At 59.9% G+C, this 17,596-nt stretch carries 19 protein-coding genes and 1 pseudogene; 7 read left to right on the plus strand and 13 right to left on the minus strand.

All coding sequences use genetic code 11. From position 1 onward, the window contains the following. The first annotated feature begins 17 nt into the window (after positions 1–17). The 6 genes from ACRHIG_RS02710 (at position 18) to rsgA (ending at position 5,040) form a co-directional block, all read left to right on the plus strand. Complete coding sequence (locus ACRHIG_RS02710) at positions 18–1,058, plus strand: SPFH domain-containing protein (protein ID WP_489629297.1); 1,041 nt, start codon at positions 18–20, stop codon at positions 1,056–1,058. A gap of 20 nt (positions 1,059–1,078) precedes the next feature. Further along, positions 1,079–2,542 (plus strand): DUF4178 domain-containing protein, encoded by a 1,464-nt coding sequence (locus ACRHIG_RS02715; protein WP_489629298.1) that lies wholly within the window; start codon positions 1,079–1,081, stop codon positions 2,540–2,542. Then, positions 2,539–2,709: a hypothetical protein gene (locus ACRHIG_RS02720; RefSeq protein WP_475415776.1), complete on the plus strand. Its 171-nt coding sequence runs from the start codon at positions 2,539–2,541 to the stop codon at positions 2,707–2,709. The genes ACRHIG_RS02715 and ACRHIG_RS02720 overlap by 4 nt, the downstream gene beginning before the upstream one ends. 2 nt (positions 2,710–2,711) lie before the next feature. Further along, positions 2,712–3,077 carry an adenosylmethionine decarboxylase gene (gene speD / locus ACRHIG_RS02725; protein ID WP_489629299.1) on the plus strand — a complete coding sequence of 122 codons (366 nt, stop codon included), beginning with the start codon at positions 2,712–2,714 and terminating at the stop codon, positions 3,075–3,077. A 69-nt stretch (positions 3,078–3,146) separates the two neighbouring features. Next, on the plus strand, positions 3,147–3,701 hold the full coding sequence (locus ACRHIG_RS02730; protein ID WP_070218932.1) for a hypothetical protein: 555 nt from the start codon (positions 3,147–3,149) through the stop codon (positions 3,699–3,701). Positions 3,702–3,975: 274 nt separating this feature from the next. Continuing rightward, positions 3,976–5,040 carry a ribosome small subunit-dependent GTPase A gene (gene rsgA / locus ACRHIG_RS02735; protein ID WP_489629300.1) on the plus strand — a complete coding sequence of 355 codons (1,065 nt, stop codon included), beginning with the start codon at positions 3,976–3,978 and terminating at the stop codon, positions 5,038–5,040. A 72-nt stretch (positions 5,041–5,112) separates the two neighbouring features. Here rsgA and ACRHIG_RS02740 read toward each other — a convergent pair whose 3' ends face one another. The 13 genes and pseudogenes from ACRHIG_RS02740 to mnmG form a co-directional block, all read right to left on the minus strand. After that, positions 5,113–5,532 (minus strand): F0F1 ATP synthase subunit epsilon, encoded by a 420-nt coding sequence (locus ACRHIG_RS02740; protein ID WP_065307860.1) that lies wholly within the window; start codon positions 5,530–5,532, stop codon positions 5,113–5,115. A 62-nt stretch (positions 5,533–5,594) separates the two neighbouring features. Continuing rightward, complete coding sequence (gene atpD / locus ACRHIG_RS02745) at positions 5,595–6,995, minus strand: F0F1 ATP synthase subunit beta (RefSeq protein WP_034752705.1); 1,401 nt, start codon at positions 6,993–6,995, stop codon at positions 5,595–5,597. 29 nt (positions 6,996–7,024) lie between these two features. After that, on the minus strand, positions 7,025–7,900 hold the full coding sequence (atpG, locus tag ACRHIG_RS02750) for a F0F1 ATP synthase subunit gamma (RefSeq protein ID WP_034783836.1): 876 nt from the start codon (positions 7,898–7,900) through the stop codon (positions 7,025–7,027). A gap of 62 nt (positions 7,901–7,962) precedes the next feature. Further along, positions 7,963–9,504 (minus strand): F0F1 ATP synthase subunit alpha, encoded by a 1,542-nt coding sequence (gene atpA, locus ACRHIG_RS02755; protein ID WP_034752701.1) that lies wholly within the window; start codon positions 9,502–9,504, stop codon positions 7,963–7,965. Positions 9,505–9,582: 78 nt separating this feature from the next. Continuing rightward, the gene (locus ACRHIG_RS02760) at positions 9,583–10,128 is read right to left on the minus strand and encodes a F0F1 ATP synthase subunit delta (protein ID WP_076564768.1); all 546 of its coding nucleotides are present in this window, start codon (positions 10,126–10,128) and stop codon (positions 9,583–9,585) included. A 2-nt stretch (positions 10,129–10,130) separates the two neighbouring features. Further along, positions 10,131–10,601 (minus strand): F0F1 ATP synthase subunit B, encoded by a 471-nt coding sequence (locus tag ACRHIG_RS02765; RefSeq protein WP_034752697.1) that lies wholly within the window; start codon positions 10,599–10,601, stop codon positions 10,131–10,133. Positions 10,602–10,644: 43 nt separating this feature from the next. Beyond that, positions 10,645–10,923 carry a F0F1 ATP synthase subunit C gene (gene atpE, locus ACRHIG_RS02770; RefSeq protein WP_034752695.1) on the minus strand — a complete coding sequence of 93 codons (279 nt, stop codon included), beginning with the start codon at positions 10,921–10,923 and terminating at the stop codon, positions 10,645–10,647. Positions 10,924–10,982: 59 nt separating this feature from the next. After that, entirely contained in the window at positions 10,983–11,792 is an 810-nt protein-coding gene (atpB, locus tag ACRHIG_RS02775) for a F0F1 ATP synthase subunit A (protein WP_046681851.1), read from the minus strand. A 51-nt stretch (positions 11,793–11,843) separates the two neighbouring features. Beyond that, positions 11,844–12,212 (minus strand): ATP synthase subunit I, encoded by a 369-nt coding sequence (locus ACRHIG_RS02780; protein ID WP_034752692.1) that lies wholly within the window; start codon positions 12,210–12,212, stop codon positions 11,844–11,846. Positions 12,213–12,482: 270 nt separating this feature from the next. Next, a complete protein-coding gene (locus ACRHIG_RS02785) occupies positions 12,483–13,367 on the minus strand; it encodes a ParB/RepB/Spo0J family partition protein (protein ID WP_489629301.1) in 885 nt (294 codons plus the stop codon). Between the two features lie 64 nt (positions 13,368–13,431). Further along, positions 13,432–14,202 (minus strand): ParA family protein, encoded by a 771-nt coding sequence (locus ACRHIG_RS02790; protein ID WP_046681849.1) that lies wholly within the window; start codon positions 14,200–14,202, stop codon positions 13,432–13,434. 167 nt (positions 14,203–14,369) lie between these two features. Beyond that, a pseudogene (rsmG, locus tag ACRHIG_RS02795) lies at positions 14,370–15,013 on the minus strand (16S rRNA (guanine(527)-N(7))-methyltransferase RsmG). Continuing rightward, positions 15,010–16,947, minus strand: coding sequence for a tRNA uridine-5-carboxymethylaminomethyl(34) synthesis enzyme MnmG (gene mnmG, locus ACRHIG_RS02800; protein WP_475415781.1), 1,938 nt, complete (start codon positions 16,945–16,947; stop codon positions 15,010–15,012). The pseudogene rsmG and the gene mnmG overlap by 4 nt, the downstream one beginning before the upstream one ends. 327 nt (positions 16,948–17,274) lie before the next feature. Here mnmG and sugE point away from each other — a divergent pair, with 327 nt between their 5' ends. Further along, a complete protein-coding gene (sugE, locus tag ACRHIG_RS02805) occupies positions 17,275–17,595 on the plus strand; it encodes a quaternary ammonium compound efflux SMR transporter SugE (protein ID WP_489629302.1) in 321 nt (106 codons plus the stop codon). Position 17,596 lies beyond the last annotated feature (1 nt).

Raw genomic sequence — 17,596 nt, forward strand, 5'->3', positions numbered from 1 at the left:
ATTCAAGGATATCCATCATGAGCCTCGGCAGCTTTATCAAGAAGCAGTTTATCGACGTACTGCAGTGGAACGAAGAGACGGAAGGCGTGCTGGCCTGGCGCTTCCCCATGCAGGATTTCGAGATCCAGAACGGCGCCATCCTGAATGTGCGCGAATCGCAGGTCGCCGTCTTCGTCAATGAAGGCAAGATCGCCGACGTCTTCGGTCCCGGCACGCACAAGCTGACGACGCAAACGTTACCGTTGCTGACCAACCTGAAAAACTGGGACAAGCTGTTCGATTCGCCGTTCAAGTCGGACGTGTATTACTTCAGCACGCGCGTGCAGACTGGCCGCAAGTGGGGCACGCCGCAGCCGATCACCATCCGCGACAAGGATTTCGACATGATCCGCGTGCGCGCCTTCGGCATGTATTCATACCGCATCGCCGACGCCCGCACCTTCTTCACGGAGATCAGCGGCACGCGCGAAGTCTATACGCGCGACGAGGTGGAAGATCAGTTGCGCGGCATTCTGATGTCGAGCATGGCCAGCTCGCTGGGCGGCGCGAATGTACCCTTCCTCGACATGGCGGCCAACCAGGCGCTGATGGCACAGGAAGTCAAGGATGGCCTGACGCAGGCGTTTGCCCGCTACGGCGTGGGCCTTGATGAATTCAACGTGGCCAGCATCAGCCTGCCCGAAGAATTGCAGGCGGCGCTCGACGAGCGTATTTCCGCCGGCATGAAGGGCGGCCTGGGCGCCGACAAGATGAGCGGCTACACCAAATTCCAGGTGGCCAATGCCATCCCGCTGGCGGCGCAGAACGAAGGCGGCATGGCCGGCATCGGCGCCGGCCTGGGCGCCGGGCTGTCGATCGGCCAGGTGATGGCGCAAAGCATGGGCGGTGCGCTGCAGCAGCCCGCCCCGGCCCCCGCTCCGGCGGCGCCACCGGCACCCGCGGAAGAACCGATCGAGGCGCGCCTGGAAAAACTCAAGGGTTTATTGGACAAGGGACTCATTTCGCCGGCCGACTACGACGGCGCCAAGGCTGAACTGCTGAAAAAACTGATCGGCTGATTAGAGCGAAATACGACTGCATGCAAACTGTTTCCTGTCCCAGCTGCGGCGCGGAAGTCCGTTTCCGCTCGCACGCTTCCGTGCTCGCCGTGTGCGAGTACTGCCACAGCACCATCCTCAAGGACGCCGATGCCGTCAGGGACGTGGGCAAGATGTCGGCCGTCCTGGAAGACTATACACCGATCCAGATCGGCACGGCCGGCGTGCACGACGGCGTGCACTTCACCGTCGTCGGCCGCATCCAGCAGCGCTACAGCGCCGGCACGTGGAACGAGTGGTATCTGCTGTTCGACGACGCCAGCACGGCGTGGCTGGGCGACTCGTCCGGCCTGTACACGCTGACGCGCGAGCGCGGCACGCAGGACGCACTGCCCGCCTTTGGCGAGCTGGCGCCGGGCAGGCGCTACACGATCTGCGGCGAGCCCTATACGGCGGCCGAGATCCGCAACGCCGAGTGCATCGCCGGCCAGGGCGAACTGCCCTTCAAGGTGGGCGCGGGCTGGCGCATCCAGGTGGCGGATTTCCGCAACTACGCCAGCTTCGTCACGCTCGACTACACGGATGGCCCGCAACCGGTCGTCTACCAGGGCGTGGCCGTCACCCTGGACAGTTTGCAGTGCCAGCTGCTGCGCGACGACGATGCCATCGCCAAAAGCGCCGGCAAGTACCGCGGCAAGCTCGATGCGCTCGACTGCCCCTCCTGCGGCAGCGGCATCCAGTATGTACCCGGCGCGGCGGCGCAGCTGGTGTGCCCCGCCTGCCACGCGCAGCTCGACGCCAGCGGCCCGGAAGCGCAGGTGCTGGCCATCGGCAAGCAGGTGCACGACAACGCCGACATCACGCTGGAGCTGGGCGCCAGCGCGAAGATCAGCAATGTGGATTTCACGGTGATCGGCATGATGCGCCGCGCCGACGACGAGGGCAGCGAGTGGAACGAATACCTGCTGTACAACGCGCGCGCCGGCTTCTTCTGGCTGGTGGAGACGGACGAGGGCTGGTCGCGCTCGAACGTGCTGCCGAACTGGCCCAACTGGGCCTCGCTGGACGCCGCCAGCTGCACGCTCGATGGCGCCACCTACCGCAAACTGTATGACTACGGCTCGCAGGTCGTGTATGCGGCCGGCGCCTTCAACTGGAAGGTGGCCGTCGGCGACAGCACGCGCGTGTTTGAATTCGAACAGGGACAGACCAAGCTGGCGGCGGAGCTCACGGGCGAGGAGATGACCTGGTCGCGCTCCGTGCCCGTCGCCTATGACCAGATGGCCGCCTGGTTCGGCGCCGCCTTCCATGGCGGCGCCAAGGCGCAGAATATCCAGCTAAGCCACCGCGGCATCGCCAAGGTCTTCATGGTCATCGTGCTGGTCTTGAACGCGATCCCCATGTTCGTCTCGTTCTCCAGCACCTTGATGTGGAGTTTGCTGGGCTGCCTGGCGCTGTTCCTGCCCGCCGTTTTCCTCGACAAGAATGCAAAGAATCCCCCATGAGTAAATACGTGATCTATGCCCTGATGGTGACGTTTTCCGTCACGGCCGCCAACTGGGTGCGCATGTTCAAGGTGGCCGGCAGCGGCAGTGGCAGCAGCTGGAGTTCGCGCACGGGCGGCGGCGGCGGCAGCTATGGCGGCGGCTCCAGCGGCGGCAGCCACAAATAAGCATGGCGTCCGCACCGCATCTGCCCCTGGGCACCCATCTGCTGGCCGACCTGCCGGGCATCGCGCCGGAGCGCCTGCGCGATTGCGCCGCGCTCGAAGGCCTGCTGCGCGCGGCGGCGCTGGCCGCCGGGGCGCAGGTACTGCACGGCCATTTCCACAGCTTTGGCCCCGGCCAGGGCGTCACGGGCGTGCTGCTGCTGGCCGAGTCGCACATCTCCATCCACACCTGGCCGGAATGCGGCTTTGCCGCCGTCGACATCTTCATGTGCGGCGCGGCCCGGCCGCAGTTGGCGCTGGACATCATCCAGGCGGCGCTGCAACCGGCGCATTGCCAGCTGCAGTCCGTGCGCCGTGCCCCGCCCGGGTAGACCTGGCGTCGCTGGTGGATCGCGCGGGGATCGCTTACACTGTCGGCTGATCCCCCAACCGTGACTCCCATGCGCCGTTCCGCCCTCCTTGCCCTGCCCCTGCTGCTGCTGGTTTCCGCCTGCGATGACTACACGGCACCCAGCCTGTACCAGGCCACCACGCCCGAGTGCAAGACGTGGACGGATGGCTCGCGTTTCGAACTGCCGCGCGGTATCAGCATCTACGCCACGCCGCCTGTCACCTTGAAGGAAGGCGGCACGGAGCTGGCGCTGATCTTTACCTTGCCCGTCGGCACGCAAGCCAGTTTTACGCGCCTGTCCTTCCTGCTGGAAGAACCGAAAAAGCCGCCTTTCGCGGAAGCCAAGATACTCACCATTTACCAGCGCGGCATGAACCAGAAGGCGGAGATCGTCGACGTCATCGAGCAGCTGCCCATCATGTTTGCCGCCGTCGGCAACAGCAAGGAAACCCAGTGGCGCTTGCGCCTGCAACTGCCGCGCCAGCTGCCGCAGCGCTTTGATCTGTCCATGCCCGACATGCTCGTCGGCGGCAAGCGCTATCCGGTGCGCACGTTTACGTACCGTTATTTCCCCGAACGCCAGGCATACGGCATGTGCAGCTGAGCCACACCGTCCATTGACGGCGGCGCGTGCCGCTGGCACACTGGCGTTTTCCATCACACAACAGGAGTAGACAACATGCGCCATTCGGATACTGCCGTGCTGTCGGCTGCCTGATCACTGTTTCCCCAGCTAAGCCTTTTTAGCCCGCCATTCCCCATACGCGTGATCGCGTAGCCGACTTCCCTTCTTTCGTGCCAGTCATTGCGACTGGCGGTGCCTGCACGCGCAGGCTACACGTCCGCACGCGGACGACAGAATCTGGAATCACGCTACCATGATCACATTCGATTTTGCGCAACTACGCCTTATCGGGCTGCAGCAGGCCATCGCCGGCGCAGCCACCCAACTCGACTTATCTTCCCCCGCCACGCAGCTGATGCGCGTTTGCGCCGTCCACCGGGACAGCCTGCTCGTGCACGACGGCAGCCTGGAACAGCCGGCGCAGATCCTGCCGCGCCTGCTGCACGCGCTGCTGGAACACGACACCATCCTCGCGGTCGGCGACTGGGTCGCCGCCGAACCCGATGGTCACGGCACGCTGTGGATAACGGCGCACTTATCCCCGGTCACGCAGATCGCGCGGCGCGGCAATGACGGCCGGCGCCAGGTGCTGGCCAGCAATGTCGACACGGCCCTGCTGGTGATGGGACTCGATGGGGATTTCAATCCGCGCCGCCTGGAGCGTTATCTGGCCATCGTGCTGGCGGCCCAGGTCAGCCCCGTGGTGGTGCTGAGCAAGGCCGACGTGGCCGACGATGTGGCGGGCAAGCTGGCGCTGCTGAAACAGCGCCTGCCGCCCCACGTGCCGCTGTTCGCCATCGATACGCGCCATGCGTATGACGTGGCCATCCTGGAGCCCTGGCTGGGCGCCGGCCAGACCCTGGTGCTGCTCGGCTCATCGGGCGCGGGCAAGTCCAGCCTGACCAATACCTTGTGCGCGGCGGATCAAGCGACCAATGGCGTGCGCCATGGCGACGGCCGCGGCCGGCATACGACGACGGCCCGCTCGCTGCACCTGTGTGCGGATGGCGCCTGCATCATCGACACGCCGGGCTTGCGCAGCTGGCGCGCCGATGCCGATGCGCAGACCCTGGCCGCCACCTTTGACGACATCGCGGCGCTGGCAGCGACGTGCCAGTTCCGCGATTGCCAGCATGCCAGCGAACCCGGTTGCCAGGTCCGTGGCGCCGTCGACGGGGACCGCCTGCGCAACTATCACAAGCTGCTGCGCGACGCCCGCCGTAGCGAGGAGACGCCGCTTGAGCGCATTGCCGCGCGCGCCAAGTGGAAGACGGTCTTGAAGGCGGGGCTGGAAAGGGGGAAGGACAAGCGCCGTTAATTTTTACTGACATCCGTTTGCTGAAAAAGGCAGCCCGCAGGCTGCCTTTTTGTATTACTGCATGCGAGCAAATTAATGCTTGCGCAGCTTCTGGATCGCCGCCAGCTGCGCAATCGCGCTGGCCAGCTCGGCTTGCGCTTGCGCGTAGTCGATGCCCGAATCCTTGTTGTGGATATTTTCTTCCGCCAACTTCTTCGCTTCCAGCGCTTTCGCTTCGTCGAGGTCGTGACCGCGGATCGCGGTATCGGCCAGGACGGTCACGGTATCCGGTTGCACTTCCAGCAAGCCGCCGGCAACGAAGACGAACTCTTCTTCAGCCTGGCCGACTACCTTGATGCGGACCGCGCCCGGACGGATGCGGGTAATCAAAGGCGTGTGGCGTGGGTAGATACCCAGCTCGCCCTGTTCACCCGGCAACGCGACGAATTCTGCTTCGCCTGAAAAAATCAGTTCTTCAGCGGAAACCACGTCAACGTGAATTGTGTGTGCCATGTGTGTCCTATCGGGTTGAAGAACCCCGCCGTGTAAGGGGCGGGGTTAGGCCCAGACTTAACTTAGTTAAGTTTCTTGGCTTTTTCGATTGCTTCTTCGATCGTGCCGACCATGTAGAACGCTTGTTCCGGCAGGTGATCGAGTTCGCCCGAAGCGATCATTTTGAAGCCCTTGATCGTGTCTTTGAGCGAAACGTATTTACCAGGCGCGCCGGTAAAGACTTCAGCGACGTGGAAAGGCTGCGACAGGAAACGCTGCATCTTACGTGCACGGGCAACCAGCAGTTTGTCTTCCGGTGCCAGCTCGTCCATACCCAGAATCGCGATAATGTCGCGCAATTCCTTGTAGCGTTGCAGGGTCGTTTGCACGGCACGCGCGGTGTCATAGTGCTCTTGACCAACGATCAACGGATCGAGCTGACGCGAGGTCGAATCCAGCGGGTCCACGGCTGGGTAGATACCCAGGGAAGCGATGTCACGCGACAGCGCAACGGTCGAATCCAAGTGAGCAAACGTGGTAGCAGGCGACGGATCGGTGTAATCATCGGCTGGAACGTAGACGGCCTGGATCGAGGTGATCGAACCGGTCTTGGTCGACGTGATACGCTCTTGCAGACGGCCCATTTCTTCCGCCAGGGTCGGTTGGTAACCCACAGCCGACGGCATACGGCCCAGCAGTGCCGACACTTCGGTACCGGCCAGCGTGAAGCGGTAGATGTTGTCGACGAAGAACAACACGTCCTTGCCTTCATCACGGAACGATTCAGCGATCGTCAGGCCGGTCAGCGCGACGCGCAGACGGTTACCTGGCGGTTCATTCATCTGACCGTAGACCATCGCGACCTTGGAGTTCTCTGGATTTTCCAGATCGACCACTTTCGCGTCAGCCATCTCGTGGTAGAAGTCGTTACCTTCACGGGTACGCTCACCCACACCGGCGAACACGGACACGCCGCTGTGCGCCTTGGCGATGTTGTTAATCAGTTCCATCATGTTCACGGTCTTGCCTACGCCAGCGCCGCCGAACAGACCAACTTTACCGCCTTTTGCAAACGGGCAAACCAGATCGATCACCTTGATGCCGGTTTCCAGCAGTTCTTGCGATGGCGACAGTTCGTCGTATGCAGGAGCGGTGCGGTGGATCGACGCGATCTGCTCGTGCGACACGGGGCCGCATTCGTCGATCGGGTTGCCCAGCACGTCCATGATGCGACCCAGGGTTGCTTTACCGACTGGCACCATGATAGGTTTGCCGGTATTTTGAATCATCATGCCGCGACGCAGGCCATCGGACGAGCCGAGTGCAATGGTACGGACAATGCCGTCGCCCAACTGCTGTTGTACTTCCAGGGTCAGTTCCGAGCCTGCCATCTTCAAGGCATCAAATACCTTAGGCATCGCGTTGCGGGGAAACTCAACGTCCACCACAGCGCCGATACACTGAACGATTTTGCCATCAGCCATGTTCGTTCCTTCAATATAGTTAAATTCGTTTAAACCGCAGCCGCACCGGCGACGATTTCGGAGAGTTCTTTGGTAATCGCAGCTTGGCGGGTCTTGTTGTAGATCAGCTTCAATTCGCCGATCACACTACCCGCGTTGTCGCTTGCAGCTTTCATCGCGACCATCCGTGCCGATTGCTCGGACGCCAGATTCTCCGCGACTGCCTGGTACACCAGCGCTTCTACATAGCGCTCCAGCAATTCGTCGATCACGCTTTGCGCGTCCGGCTCGTAGATGTAATCCCACGAGTGGGCACCCTTGTCGGCGACCATCTTGTCGGCCGTCAGGGGCAGCAACTGCTCCACGACTGGTTCCTGTTTCATCGTGTTGATGAATTTGGTGTAGCACAGGTACACTGCATCGATCTTGCCTGCCTGGAACTCTTCGAGCATGACCTTGACAGGTCCGATCAATTTGTCCAGGTGGGGCGTATCACCGGTTTGAATGGCGTGCGCAATGATCTTGACGCCGATGCGATTCAAAAAACCCAAACCCTTGTTACCGATGGCAACAGCTTCAACCCGGTTGCCAGCTGCTTCCAGCTCGCGCGACTTCGACGTCACCTGGCGCAGGATGTTGGTGTTCATGCCGCCGCACAGACCCTTGTCGGTCGTGACAACGATGAAACCCACTGCCTTCGCTTGCGTACCCTGGGCAGCTGCCAGGAACGGGTGCGTGTATTCCGGATTGGCGGTCGCCAGATTGGCGGCGATATTCCGAATCTTGTCACTGTAGGGACGGGCGGCGCGCATACGGTCCTGCGCTTTGCGCATTTTCGATGCGGCAACCATTTCCATCGCCTTGGTGATCTTCTTCGTATTCTCTACGCTCTTGATCTTGCCACGTATCTCTTTGCTTGATGCCATGAGTCCTTACTCCTTCTGCGCGTAGGGCGGCGCCTCACTCGAGGCGGGCGCCGCCTGGCCGCTTAATATGCGCCGGATTTCTTGAAATCAGCAATGGCCGCCGACAGAGTTGCTTCGCTGTCTTTGTCGAGTTGCTTGGTTTCTTCGATCTTGGCCAGCAGAGCAGCTTGCTTGGTCTTCATGTAAGCGTGGACACCAGCTTCGAACGACAGCACTTGCTTGACTGGCACGTCGTCCATGAAGCCTTTGTTCACCGAGAACAGCGATACGGCCATCAGCGAGATCGACAGTGGCGAGTACTGGGCTTGCTTGAGCAATTCCGTCACGCGGGCACCACGGTCCAGCTGCTTGCGGGTCGATTCATCCAGGTCCGAAGCGAACTGCGCAAACGCGGCCAGTTCACGGTACTGCGCCAAGTCGGTACGGATACCGCCGGACAGGTTTTTGATGACCTTGGTCTGGGCGGCGCCACCGACGCGCGATACGGAAATACCGGCGTTAATCGCAGGACGGATACCGGCGTTGAACAGCGAGGTTTCCAGGAAGATCTGACCGTCGGTGATCGAAATCACGTTGGTTGGCACGAAGGCGGATACGTCGCCAGCTTGCGTTTCAATGATCGGCAGTGCCGTCAGGGAACCGGTCTTGCCTTTGACGGCGCCGTCGGTGAACTTCTCGACGTAGTCGGCGTTCACGCGTGCTGCGCGTTCCAGCAGGCGGCTGTGCAGGTAGAACACGTCGCCTGGGTACGCTTCGCGACCTGGTGGACGGCGCAGCAGCAGCGAGATTTGACGGTATGCAACAGCTTGTTTGGACAGATCATCGTAAACGATCAGTGCATCTTCACCGCGGTCACGGAAGTATTCGCCCATGGCGCAACCGGAGTACGGCGAGATGTATTGCATGGCGGCCGATTCCGAAGCGGAAGCGGCGACAACGATGGTGTATTCCATCGCGCCGTGCTGTTCCAGCGAGCGCACGATGTTCTTGATCGACGAGGCTTTTTGGCCAATCGCGACGTAGATACATTTCATGCCCTGGCCTTTTTGATTGATGATCGCATCAATCGCCACGGCCGACTTGCCGGTTTGACGGTCGCCGATGATCAGTTCGCGCTGGCCGCGGCCAACGGGAACCATCGCATCGATCGACTTCAGGCCGGTTTGCATCGGTTGCGAAACGGATTCACGGGCGATCACGCCCGGGGCGATTTTTTCAATCGCGGCCGTCAGTTTGGTTTCGATGGCGCCTTTGCCGTCGATCGGCTGGCCCAGCGCGTTGACTACGCGGCCGAGCAGCTCAGGACCGACTGGCACTTCCAGAATGCGGCCGGTGCATTTCACCGTGTCGCCTTCGGAGATGTGCTCGTAGGCACCCAGAATCACGGAACCGACGGAGTCGCGTTCCAGATTCATTGCCAGGCCAAACGTGTTGCCTGGGAATTCCAGCATCTCGCCTTGCATCACGTCCGACAAACCGTGGATGCGGCAGATACCGTCGGCGACGGAAATAACCGTGCCTTGATTACGCACTTCAGCGCCGCCGTCAAGACCTTGGATCCGGCTCTTGATCAACTCGCTGATTTCAGATGGGTTGAGTTGCATACTAACTCCTAAAAGTGTTTCTCTCAGCTTGCGCGAGGGGTAAGGGTCTGTCTAAGCTGGCCTGCCGAAGCGCGTGTCTTACGACACCAGTGCAGCGTGCAGTTGCTGCAGCTTGGCGCGCACCGAGGTATCGAGCACTTGGTCGCCAACAACCACGCGCACGCCGCCGAGCAGCGATGGATCCACTGTGACGGCAGGGTTGAGCTTACGACTGAATTTCTTTTCCAGCGTTGCGACCAGCTCGGCCGTTTGGCCTTCGCTCAGATCGAAAGCGCTCGTGATCTCGGCGTCAGCCGCACCTTCCACACTGTTTTTCAACGTATGGAATTGCGCGCCGATTTCCGGCAGCAGGCTGATGCGGCCATTTTCGATCAACATGGTGACGAAGTTTTTCACTTCCTCATTGAGCGGCGATTTCAACAACGACAGGATGGTGGCGGCGACGTCGCTTTCCGAGACTTTCGGATTGCGCGCGTACGCCTGTACCTCGGGGTGGCTACCGATCTGTGCCAGTTCGGACACCAGTTCGGACCACGCCGCGAGGTTGCTTGACTCCTTACCAGCTTGGGCTACGCGGAACAAAGCTTCCGCGTAGGGACGGGCGACGGTTGCGAGTTCTGCCATGATTACAGCTCGACAGCAAGACGCTGCAACATTTCGGCGTGAGCCGTAGCGTTGACTTCACGCTTCAAGATCTGCTCGGCACCCTTGACAGCCAGGTCAGCCACCTGAGCGCGCAATTGTTCGCGTGCTTTCGACAGTTGCTGTTCGGCGTCCGACTGGGCTTGCGCAATGATACGCGCAGCTTCAGCTTGTGCATTTTGCTTGATCTCTTCAGCAACCAGCTGCGCGCGCTTTTCAGCGTCCGCAACGCGTTGCGACGCTTCTTCACGTGCACTGTTCAATGCCTCTTGCGCACGCTTTTCAGCGACAGCCATCGAAGCCTGACCTTGATCGGCCGCAGCCAATCCATCCGCGATTCGTTTGGCACGCTCATCCAGCGCATTGTTCAGCGCTGGAAATACGAACTTCATCGAGAACCAGACCAACACCGCGAAGGTGATCATCTGGCCGATGAGCGACATATTGATGTCCATACCTTTGCTCCTAACTAAAAGTTTCTCCTAGGGTTGGAGCGAATTACTGAGCAACAGCCGTCAGAGCGGACAGGAACGGGTTAGCGAACGTGTACAGCAGAGCAACACCAACGCCGATCATCGAGATAGCATCCAGCAGACCAGCGATAACGAACAGTTTGGTTTGCAGTTGTGGCATCAGTTCTGGTTGACGTGCCGAAGCTTCCAGGAATTTGCCACCCAAGATAGCGAAGCCCAGAGCGGTGCCGATTGCGGCCAGGCCGATGATGATTGCTGCTGCCAGAACGGTCATGCTTTGTACTTGTGCGATCAGAGCTTGCATAAAATTCTCCTAAATTTAAAAACGAAAGATACTAAAAAAACAAAATATAAAGTTAATGATTAATGTTTCTCAACCGCGAGGCTCAGATACACAACCGTCAACGCCATAAACACAAAAGCTTGCAAAGTTACAATCAAGATATGGAAAATTGCCCATGGACCACCCAACGCCCACTGTGCCCACCAAGGCAACAACGCGATCAAGATGAAAATCAGTTCGCCGGCATACATATTGCCGAACAGTCGCAGCGACAGGGAGATCAGTTTTGCAACCAGCTCAACCATTTGCAGCAAGAAATTGACAGGTGCCAGGGCGATCGTGCCGATCAGGCCGCTCGCATGGAACGGTGCCGTGAACAGTTCCTTGATCCAGCCGCCCAGGCCCTTGGCCTTGATTGAGAAGGCGATCACGCACAGCACCACCGACAGCGACATGGCGAAGGTGTGGTTGACGTCGGCGGTCGGCACGGCGCGCAGTTTATGCACGCCAAACCAGCTCAGGATCTTCGGCAACAGGTCAACCGGCAGGAAGTCCATCGCGTTCAACAACCAGACCCACACAAAAATAGTGATGGCCAGCGGCGCGATGACCTTGCTTTTCGCGTGGAAGGCCCCATTAATAGTGTCATTGACGATTTCCATGACCATTTCGACGAAGTTTTGCAACTTGCCAGGGACACCAGCCGTCGCGCGGCGCGACGCCATATAGAAAACAGCCAGGAAAACAAAGCCCAGAATGGCCGAAATCCAGAACGTATCCAGATTGATCATGCCGTCGGCACTTCTCAGGTGGGCCAGATGGTGACTGATGTATTCTGTGGCGTTGGCCGGGGCAGCATGGCCCGCTTCAATAGCGTGTTCTGTGGTCATAATGAATTTAGATTTGTCGTTTCAGAGCTCAACAGGCCCCAAAACCAATGATTAAACAGCGAGCAATGAAAACCAGTATGCTAAGGTTGCCACCGCGAAACCCAAGATCAGCCATAACCAGGCGGCCGACTGAAACAACACCAGTGCCAATATAAACAGCACCGCTGTGATAAATATTTTCACCACTTCTGCGCGCAAATGCGCCCGGAATGCCTTGTTGGCGTCGCTAGAACCGCGAACCACCAACAGGGCATACACCAGGCTACCGATGACTGCGATAGCGCCGCCGTATGCGGCGGACCAGCCTCTGACACTGCCACCAAAAAACAGGGTAACCGTGGCAAAACTGATAGCGATTGCTAGCTGCAATGCAACTACTTTGTAGACTGGCTTGGCAATACTTTGTTGTGAATCACTCAATTGCCAAGTTCCCAGAAAAATCTACACACGCAAAGACACGGGATTATAGTTGGCTTTGATCTATAGAGTCAAACGTTGCTGCACCGCAGCAGGGCAATTGCTGCGTGAAACTGACGCTTTACCGACTATTCGCCGCCATTTGCACCACTATATGGCAAAGTCGCTTGTCTGGCCGCTTCCAGCCGTGTTATCAAGGAATCACGTGGTGCATCCGGAAAGCATGGCCGGATCGGCCACACCCGCATGGCCCCTGTCTTTGCAGCTTGCTATTTAACCACGCAAGCGGGTCAACAAACCATCCAGTACGTCAAGATCGGCAAAATCAATCACCAATTGGCCACGGCCCTTGTTGCCCATTTTGAACACCACGGGCGTGGCCAGCGCATCGGACAGCTCTTCTTCCAGGCGCGCGATGTCGCCGGACTTTTCCTTTTGCCGCGGCTCGACCGGGTTGGCCGCTTCCTCGACCGTACGGGTGACGAGCTTTTCCGTTTCGCGCACCGACAGGCGCTTGGCCACGACCTGGTTGGCCAGGGTGATCTGGCTGGCCGCATCGACGGCCAGCAGCGCGCGCGCATGGCCCATGTCGATATCGCCGGCCATCAGCATGGTCTGCACGGGTGCGGCCAGGTTCATCAAACGCAACAGGTTCGACACGGCGCTGCGCGAGCGTCCCAGCGCAGTGGCCGCTTGCTCATGCGTAAAATTGAAGTCGGCGATCAGGCGGTGGATGCCCTGCGCCTCTTCCAGGGGATTGAGGTCTTCGCGCTGGATGTTTTCGATCAGCGCCATGGCCGCGGCGGCCAGGTCGTCCACATCGCGCACCAGCACCGGCACTTCCGTCAGGCCGGCCAGCTGCGAGGCGCGGAAACGGCGCTCGCCCGCAATGATTTCATATTTGACAAGTCCGCTCAGGGTGTCCTGCCCGATCGGGCGCACCAGGATCGGCTGCATCAGTCCTTGCGCCTTGATCGAGGCGGCCAGTTCATTCAAGGCCCCCTCGTCCATGCGCGTGCGCGGCTGGTACTTGCCTGCTTGCATTTGCGACACTGGCAAGTTCGACGGTTGATGCGTGTCCGGACTGGCGAAGTCGCCGCCGCCGCCCAACAGGGCGTCGAGTCCGCGACCCAGTCCTTTTAATTTTTTCGTAGCCATGCTGTCCTAATCGTGTTTTCAGAGTAAGCGCTCACATCAAAATGTGCAGGCGCCCGCCCCTTGTTTACATATGTTTGATGCGTTCGACCATCTCGGCGCCGAAGGCGATATACGCCTGGGCACCTTTCGAGCTGGGGTCGAAGGTCACGCCGGGCAAGCCGTACGACGGCGCCTCGGCCAGACGCACGTTGCGCGGGATGATGGTATTGAAGACCTTGTCGCCGAAGTGCTGTTCCAGCTGCGCCGACACTTGTTGCGATAATGTCATGCGCGGATCGAACATCACGCGCAGCAAACCGATGATCTTCAAGTCCGGGTTCAGGTTCGCATGCACCTTCTTGATGGTGTTGACCAGGTCGGACAAGCCTTCCAATGCGTAGTACTCGCACTGCATCGGGATGATCACGCCATGCGCGGCGCACAGGCCGTTCAGGGTCAGCATCGACAATGCCGGTGGGCAATCGACCAGGATGAAGTCATATTCACTGTCGACTTCGGCCAGCGCATCCTTCAGGCGGCGTTCGCGGTTGTCGAGTTCGACCATCTCCACTTCGGCGCCGGCCAGCTCGCGGTTCGACGGCAGCACATCGAAGCGCCCCGCTTCCGAACGCTGGCGTGCCGTCTTGACATCGGACTCGCCCAGCATGACCTCATAGGTCGACGCCTTCAGGCCGGCCTTGTTGATGCCGGCGCCCATGGTCGCATTGCCCTGCGGGTCGAGGTCGACCAGCAGCACGCGCTGGTTCAACTTGGCCAGACCGGCGGAGAGGTTGACGCTTGTTGTGGTTTTACCAACACCACCCTTTTGATTTGCTACACAAAAAATTTTGGCCATGTATCTTCTAGTTGTAAAGAGATGCAAACTTCATCGTGCGCCCCGGCATCCGGCCGAAACGATTTATACTGTTTATTTCATTTATACGATATAAATCATTTATACGGTTTATATTATTTATACCGTATAAACTGTTTATATGATTTATACCGTTAATTCAGCGGCCTTTAAATTCTTGCTATAAAGATCAGATGACGCTCTGCATTTAGCCCTGGCACCTGGATCGCCCGTAATTCCGTCACTTTCCAGTCTGCCGGCAGTCGCTCTCTCTCGTCTGGCGGTGCCACCCTTTCAAGGCGATGAATTGCCCGCCCTCGGCCAGCACGTGGTGCGACCAGTTGACGAAATCGGACAGGTCGGCAAAGGCGCGCGAGGTGATCACGTCGAATTTCTGCGCCACTTCCAGCTGTTCCACCCGCTTCGTGTACACGGTGACGTTGGCCAGCCCCAGTTCCGCCTTCACTTGCGTCAGAAAAGCCGTCTTTTTATGCACGGTGTCGATCATCGACACCTTCACGTCGGGCCGCGCGATGGCCAGGACCATGCCCGGCAAACCGCCGCCGGCGCCCACGTCAAGCACATTCTTTGCATCCGCGAACGCCGGCACGGCGGCCAGCGAATCGAGCACGTGCAGGGTCAGCATCTGCATCGGATCGCGCACCGACGTCAGGTTGTACACGCTGTTCCATTTGGCCAGCAAGGCCAGGTAATCGAGCAGTTTTTCCGTCTGATCCGCGCTCAGGTCCAGCCCCAGCGCGGCGACGCCTTCATCCAAAATCTGGGCCAATGCGGCCCGGTCAAACTGCTTCATTCAACAACCTCGTCCTTTAAAGTGGTGGTCTGCGCGGCGCCGAAGCCGCGCTTTTTCAGGTGTACCAGCAGCAGCGAAATCGCCGCCGGCGTCACGCCGGAAATGCGCGAGGCCTGGCCCAGGGTTTCAGGGCGCTGCTTGTCGAGTTTTTGCCGCACTTCGACCGACAACGCGCCAATATCCAGGTAATTGAAACCTTCCGGCAAGGCCAGGTTTTCATAGTGTTCATGGCGCTCGATTTCCTTGCTCTGGCGCTCGATGTAGCCCGCATATTTGAGCTGGATTTCCACCTGCTCGCGCACGGCGGGGTCTTCCACGCCGGGGCCGGCCAGGGCCTGGCCTTCGATGCCCGTCATGCTCATCAGGGTGTCGTAGGCGACGTTCGGGCGGCGCAGCAGGTCCGCCAGCGAGTATTCGCGCTCGAGGGCCTGGCCGACGATGCGTTCCGATTCGGCGGCCGCCAGGATGCGCGGATTGACCCACGTGGAACGCAGGCGCTCGAGCTCGCGCGCCACCGCTTCGCGCTTGGTCTCGAACGCTTGCCACTGGGCGTCGCCCACGCAGCCCAAGGCGCGGCCGATTTCCGTCAGGCGCATGTCGGCATTATCTTCGCGCAGGCTCAAACGGTACTCGGCGCGGCTGGTGAACATGCGGTACGGCTCCTGCACGCCCTGGGTGATCAGATCGTCGACCAGCACGCCCAGATAGGCCTCGGAGCGGCCCGGTACCCAGGCTTCCTTGTCCTGCGTCAGCAAGGCCGCATTCAGGCCCGCCAGCATGCCTTGCGCGGCCGCTTCCTCGTAGCCCGTGGTGCCGTTGATCTGGCCGGCGAAGAACAGGCCCGCGACGGCCTTCGTTTCCAGCGACGCCTTCAAGCCGCGCGGGTCGAAATAATCGTATTCGATGGCGTAGCCGGGACGCAGGATATGGGCGTTTTCCATGCCCTTCATCGATTGCACCAGGGCGATCTGCACGTCGAACGGCAAGCTCGTGGAGATGCCGTTCGGATAGAACTCATGCGTCGTCAAGCCTTCCGGCTCGAGGAAGATCTGGTGCGATTCCTTGCCCGAGAAACGGTGGATCTTGTCTTCGATCGACGGGCAATAACGCGGGCCGACACCCTCGATCACGCCCGTGTACATGGGGCTGCGATCCAGGCCGGCGCGGATGATGTCGTGCGTCTGGCTATTCGTGTGCGTGACCCAGCACGGCACCTGGCGCGGGTGCATGGCCGTGTTGCCCATCACCGAAAACACGGGCACGGGATCGAGGTCGCCCGGCTGTTCCTGCATCACGGAAAAGTCGATCGTGCGGCCATCGATGCGTGGCGGCGTGCCCGTTTTCAGGCGGCCTTGCGGCAGTTTCAACTCTTTCAGGCGGGCGGACAAGGAGATGGCGGGCGGGTCGCCGGCGCGGCCGGCCGAGTAGTTATTCAGGCCCACGTGGATCTTGCCGTCGAGGAAAGTACCGGCCGTCAGCACAACGGCGCGCGCGAGAAACTTCAGGCCGATCTGCGTCACGGCGCCGACGACCCGGTCGCCTTCGACGATCAGGTCGTCGACCGCTTGCTGGAACAGCCACAGGTTGGTTTGGTTTTCCAGACGCGTACGGATGGCGGCCTTGTACAAAATACGGTCGGCCTGGGCGCGCGTGGCGCGGACTGCCGGGCCTTTCGAGGAATTCAGGATGCGGAACTGGATGCCGGACTCGTCGGTGGCAATCGCCATCGCGCCGCCCATGGCATCGACCTCCTTGACCAGGTGGCCCTTGCCGATGCCGCCGATGGAGGGATTGCACGACATCTGGCCCAGTGTCTCAATATTATGCGTGAGCAATAGCGTCTTCTGCCCCATGCGGGCGGAAGCGAGGGCCGCCTCGGTACCGGCGTGACCACCACCGACAACGATGACGTCGAATTCTGTAGGAAATAACATGATAAATAGGTAACAGTGCAAGTAAAAATGCGGGAAGAGAGCTCCGATTATAGAGTCTTTTTGCGAGCGCAACCTTCCACGGGCCAATTTTTGCTTAATTTTTACTCAGCAAGGGCAAGTCAACGGCGATTTTTGTTTCACGTGGAACACGCAGCAGTGCCAGGACAGGGGCCTGCATGGGGCTGCGGCAGGGTGAAATGTTTGCTACAATTGCCCATCGTCCACTACCGTGGTCACGCCAGTGACCATCGCGACGATCATCCAGGAGGACGGCCTCCCCCATCATGGGAACACACCGGGACGGCCCGCTCTGTATAAGGAGCCGCCATGGCCTGGATACTTTTAATGATTGCCGGCATGCTTGAAGTCGTGTGGGCATACTCGATGAAACTCTCCGCGGGTTTCACCAGACTCACTCCCTCCGTTGTCACCGTCGTCATGATGATCGCCAGCTTCGGCTTGCTGTCGCTGGCCATGCGCACCCTGCCCCTGGGCACGGCCTACACCATCTGGACGGGCATCGGCGCCGTCGGCGCCTTTGTCGTCGGCATCGTCTTTCTGGGCGAACAAGTCAATGCCATGCGCGTGTGCGCCGCCGTGCTCATCGTGTGCGGCATCGTGCTAATGAAACTGTCATCGAGCCACTGAG

The sequence above is a fragment of the Janthinobacterium sp. C22 genome (assembly GCF_057919405.1).

Coding starts and splice junctions, on each gene's coding strand:
- ACRHIG_RS02710 (WP_489629297.1), top strand. CDS start 18: ATGAGCCTCGGCAGCTTTATCAAGAAGCAGTTTATCGACGTACTGCAG.
- ACRHIG_RS02715 (WP_489629298.1), top strand. CDS start 1,079: ATGCAAACTGTTTCCTGTCCCAGCTGCGGCGCGGAAGTCCGTTTCCGC.
- ACRHIG_RS02720 (WP_475415776.1), top strand. CDS start 2,539: ATGAGTAAATACGTGATCTATGCCCTGATGGTGACGTTTTCCGTCACG.
- speD (WP_489629299.1), top strand. CDS start 2,712: ATGGCGTCCGCACCGCATCTGCCCCTGGGCACCCATCTGCTGGCCGAC.
- ACRHIG_RS02730 (WP_070218932.1), top strand. CDS start 3,147: ATGCGCCGTTCCGCCCTCCTTGCCCTGCCCCTGCTGCTGCTGGTTTCC.
- rsgA (WP_489629300.1), top strand. CDS start 3,976: ATGATCACATTCGATTTTGCGCAACTACGCCTTATCGGGCTGCAGCAG.
- ACRHIG_RS02740 (WP_065307860.1), bottom strand. CDS start 5,532: ATGGCACACACAATTCACGTTGACGTGGTTTCCGCTGAAGAACTGATT.
- atpD (WP_034752705.1), bottom strand. CDS start 6,995: ATGGCTGATGGCAAAATCGTTCAGTGTATCGGCGCTGTGGTGGACGTT.
- atpG (WP_034783836.1), bottom strand. CDS start 7,900: ATGGCATCAAGCAAAGAGATACGTGGCAAGATCAAGAGCGTAGAGAAT.
- atpA (WP_034752701.1), bottom strand. CDS start 9,504: ATGCAACTCAACCCATCTGAAATCAGCGAGTTGATCAAGAGCCGGATC.
- ACRHIG_RS02760 (WP_076564768.1), bottom strand. CDS start 10,128: ATGGCAGAACTCGCAACCGTCGCCCGTCCCTACGCGGAAGCTTTGTTC.
- ACRHIG_RS02765 (WP_034752697.1), bottom strand. CDS start 10,601: ATGGACATCAATATGTCGCTCATCGGCCAGATGATCACCTTCGCGGTG.
- atpE (WP_034752695.1), bottom strand. CDS start 10,923: ATGCAAGCTCTGATCGCACAAGTACAAAGCATGACCGTTCTGGCAGCA.
- atpB (WP_046681851.1), bottom strand. CDS start 11,792: ATGACCACAGAACACGCTATTGAAGCGGGCCATGCTGCCCCGGCCAAC.
- ACRHIG_RS02785 (WP_489629301.1), bottom strand. CDS start 13,367: ATGGCTACGAAAAAATTAAAAGGACTGGGTCGCGGACTCGACGCCCTG.
- ACRHIG_RS02790 (WP_046681849.1), bottom strand. CDS start 14,202: ATGGCCAAAATTTTTTGTGTAGCAAATCAAAAGGGTGGTGTTGGTAAA.
- mnmG (WP_475415781.1), bottom strand. CDS start 16,947: ATGTTATTTCCTACAGAATTCGACGTCATCGTTGTCGGTGGTGGTCAC.
- sugE (WP_489629302.1), top strand. CDS start 17,275: ATGGCCTGGATACTTTTAATGATTGCCGGCATGCTTGAAGTCGTGTGG.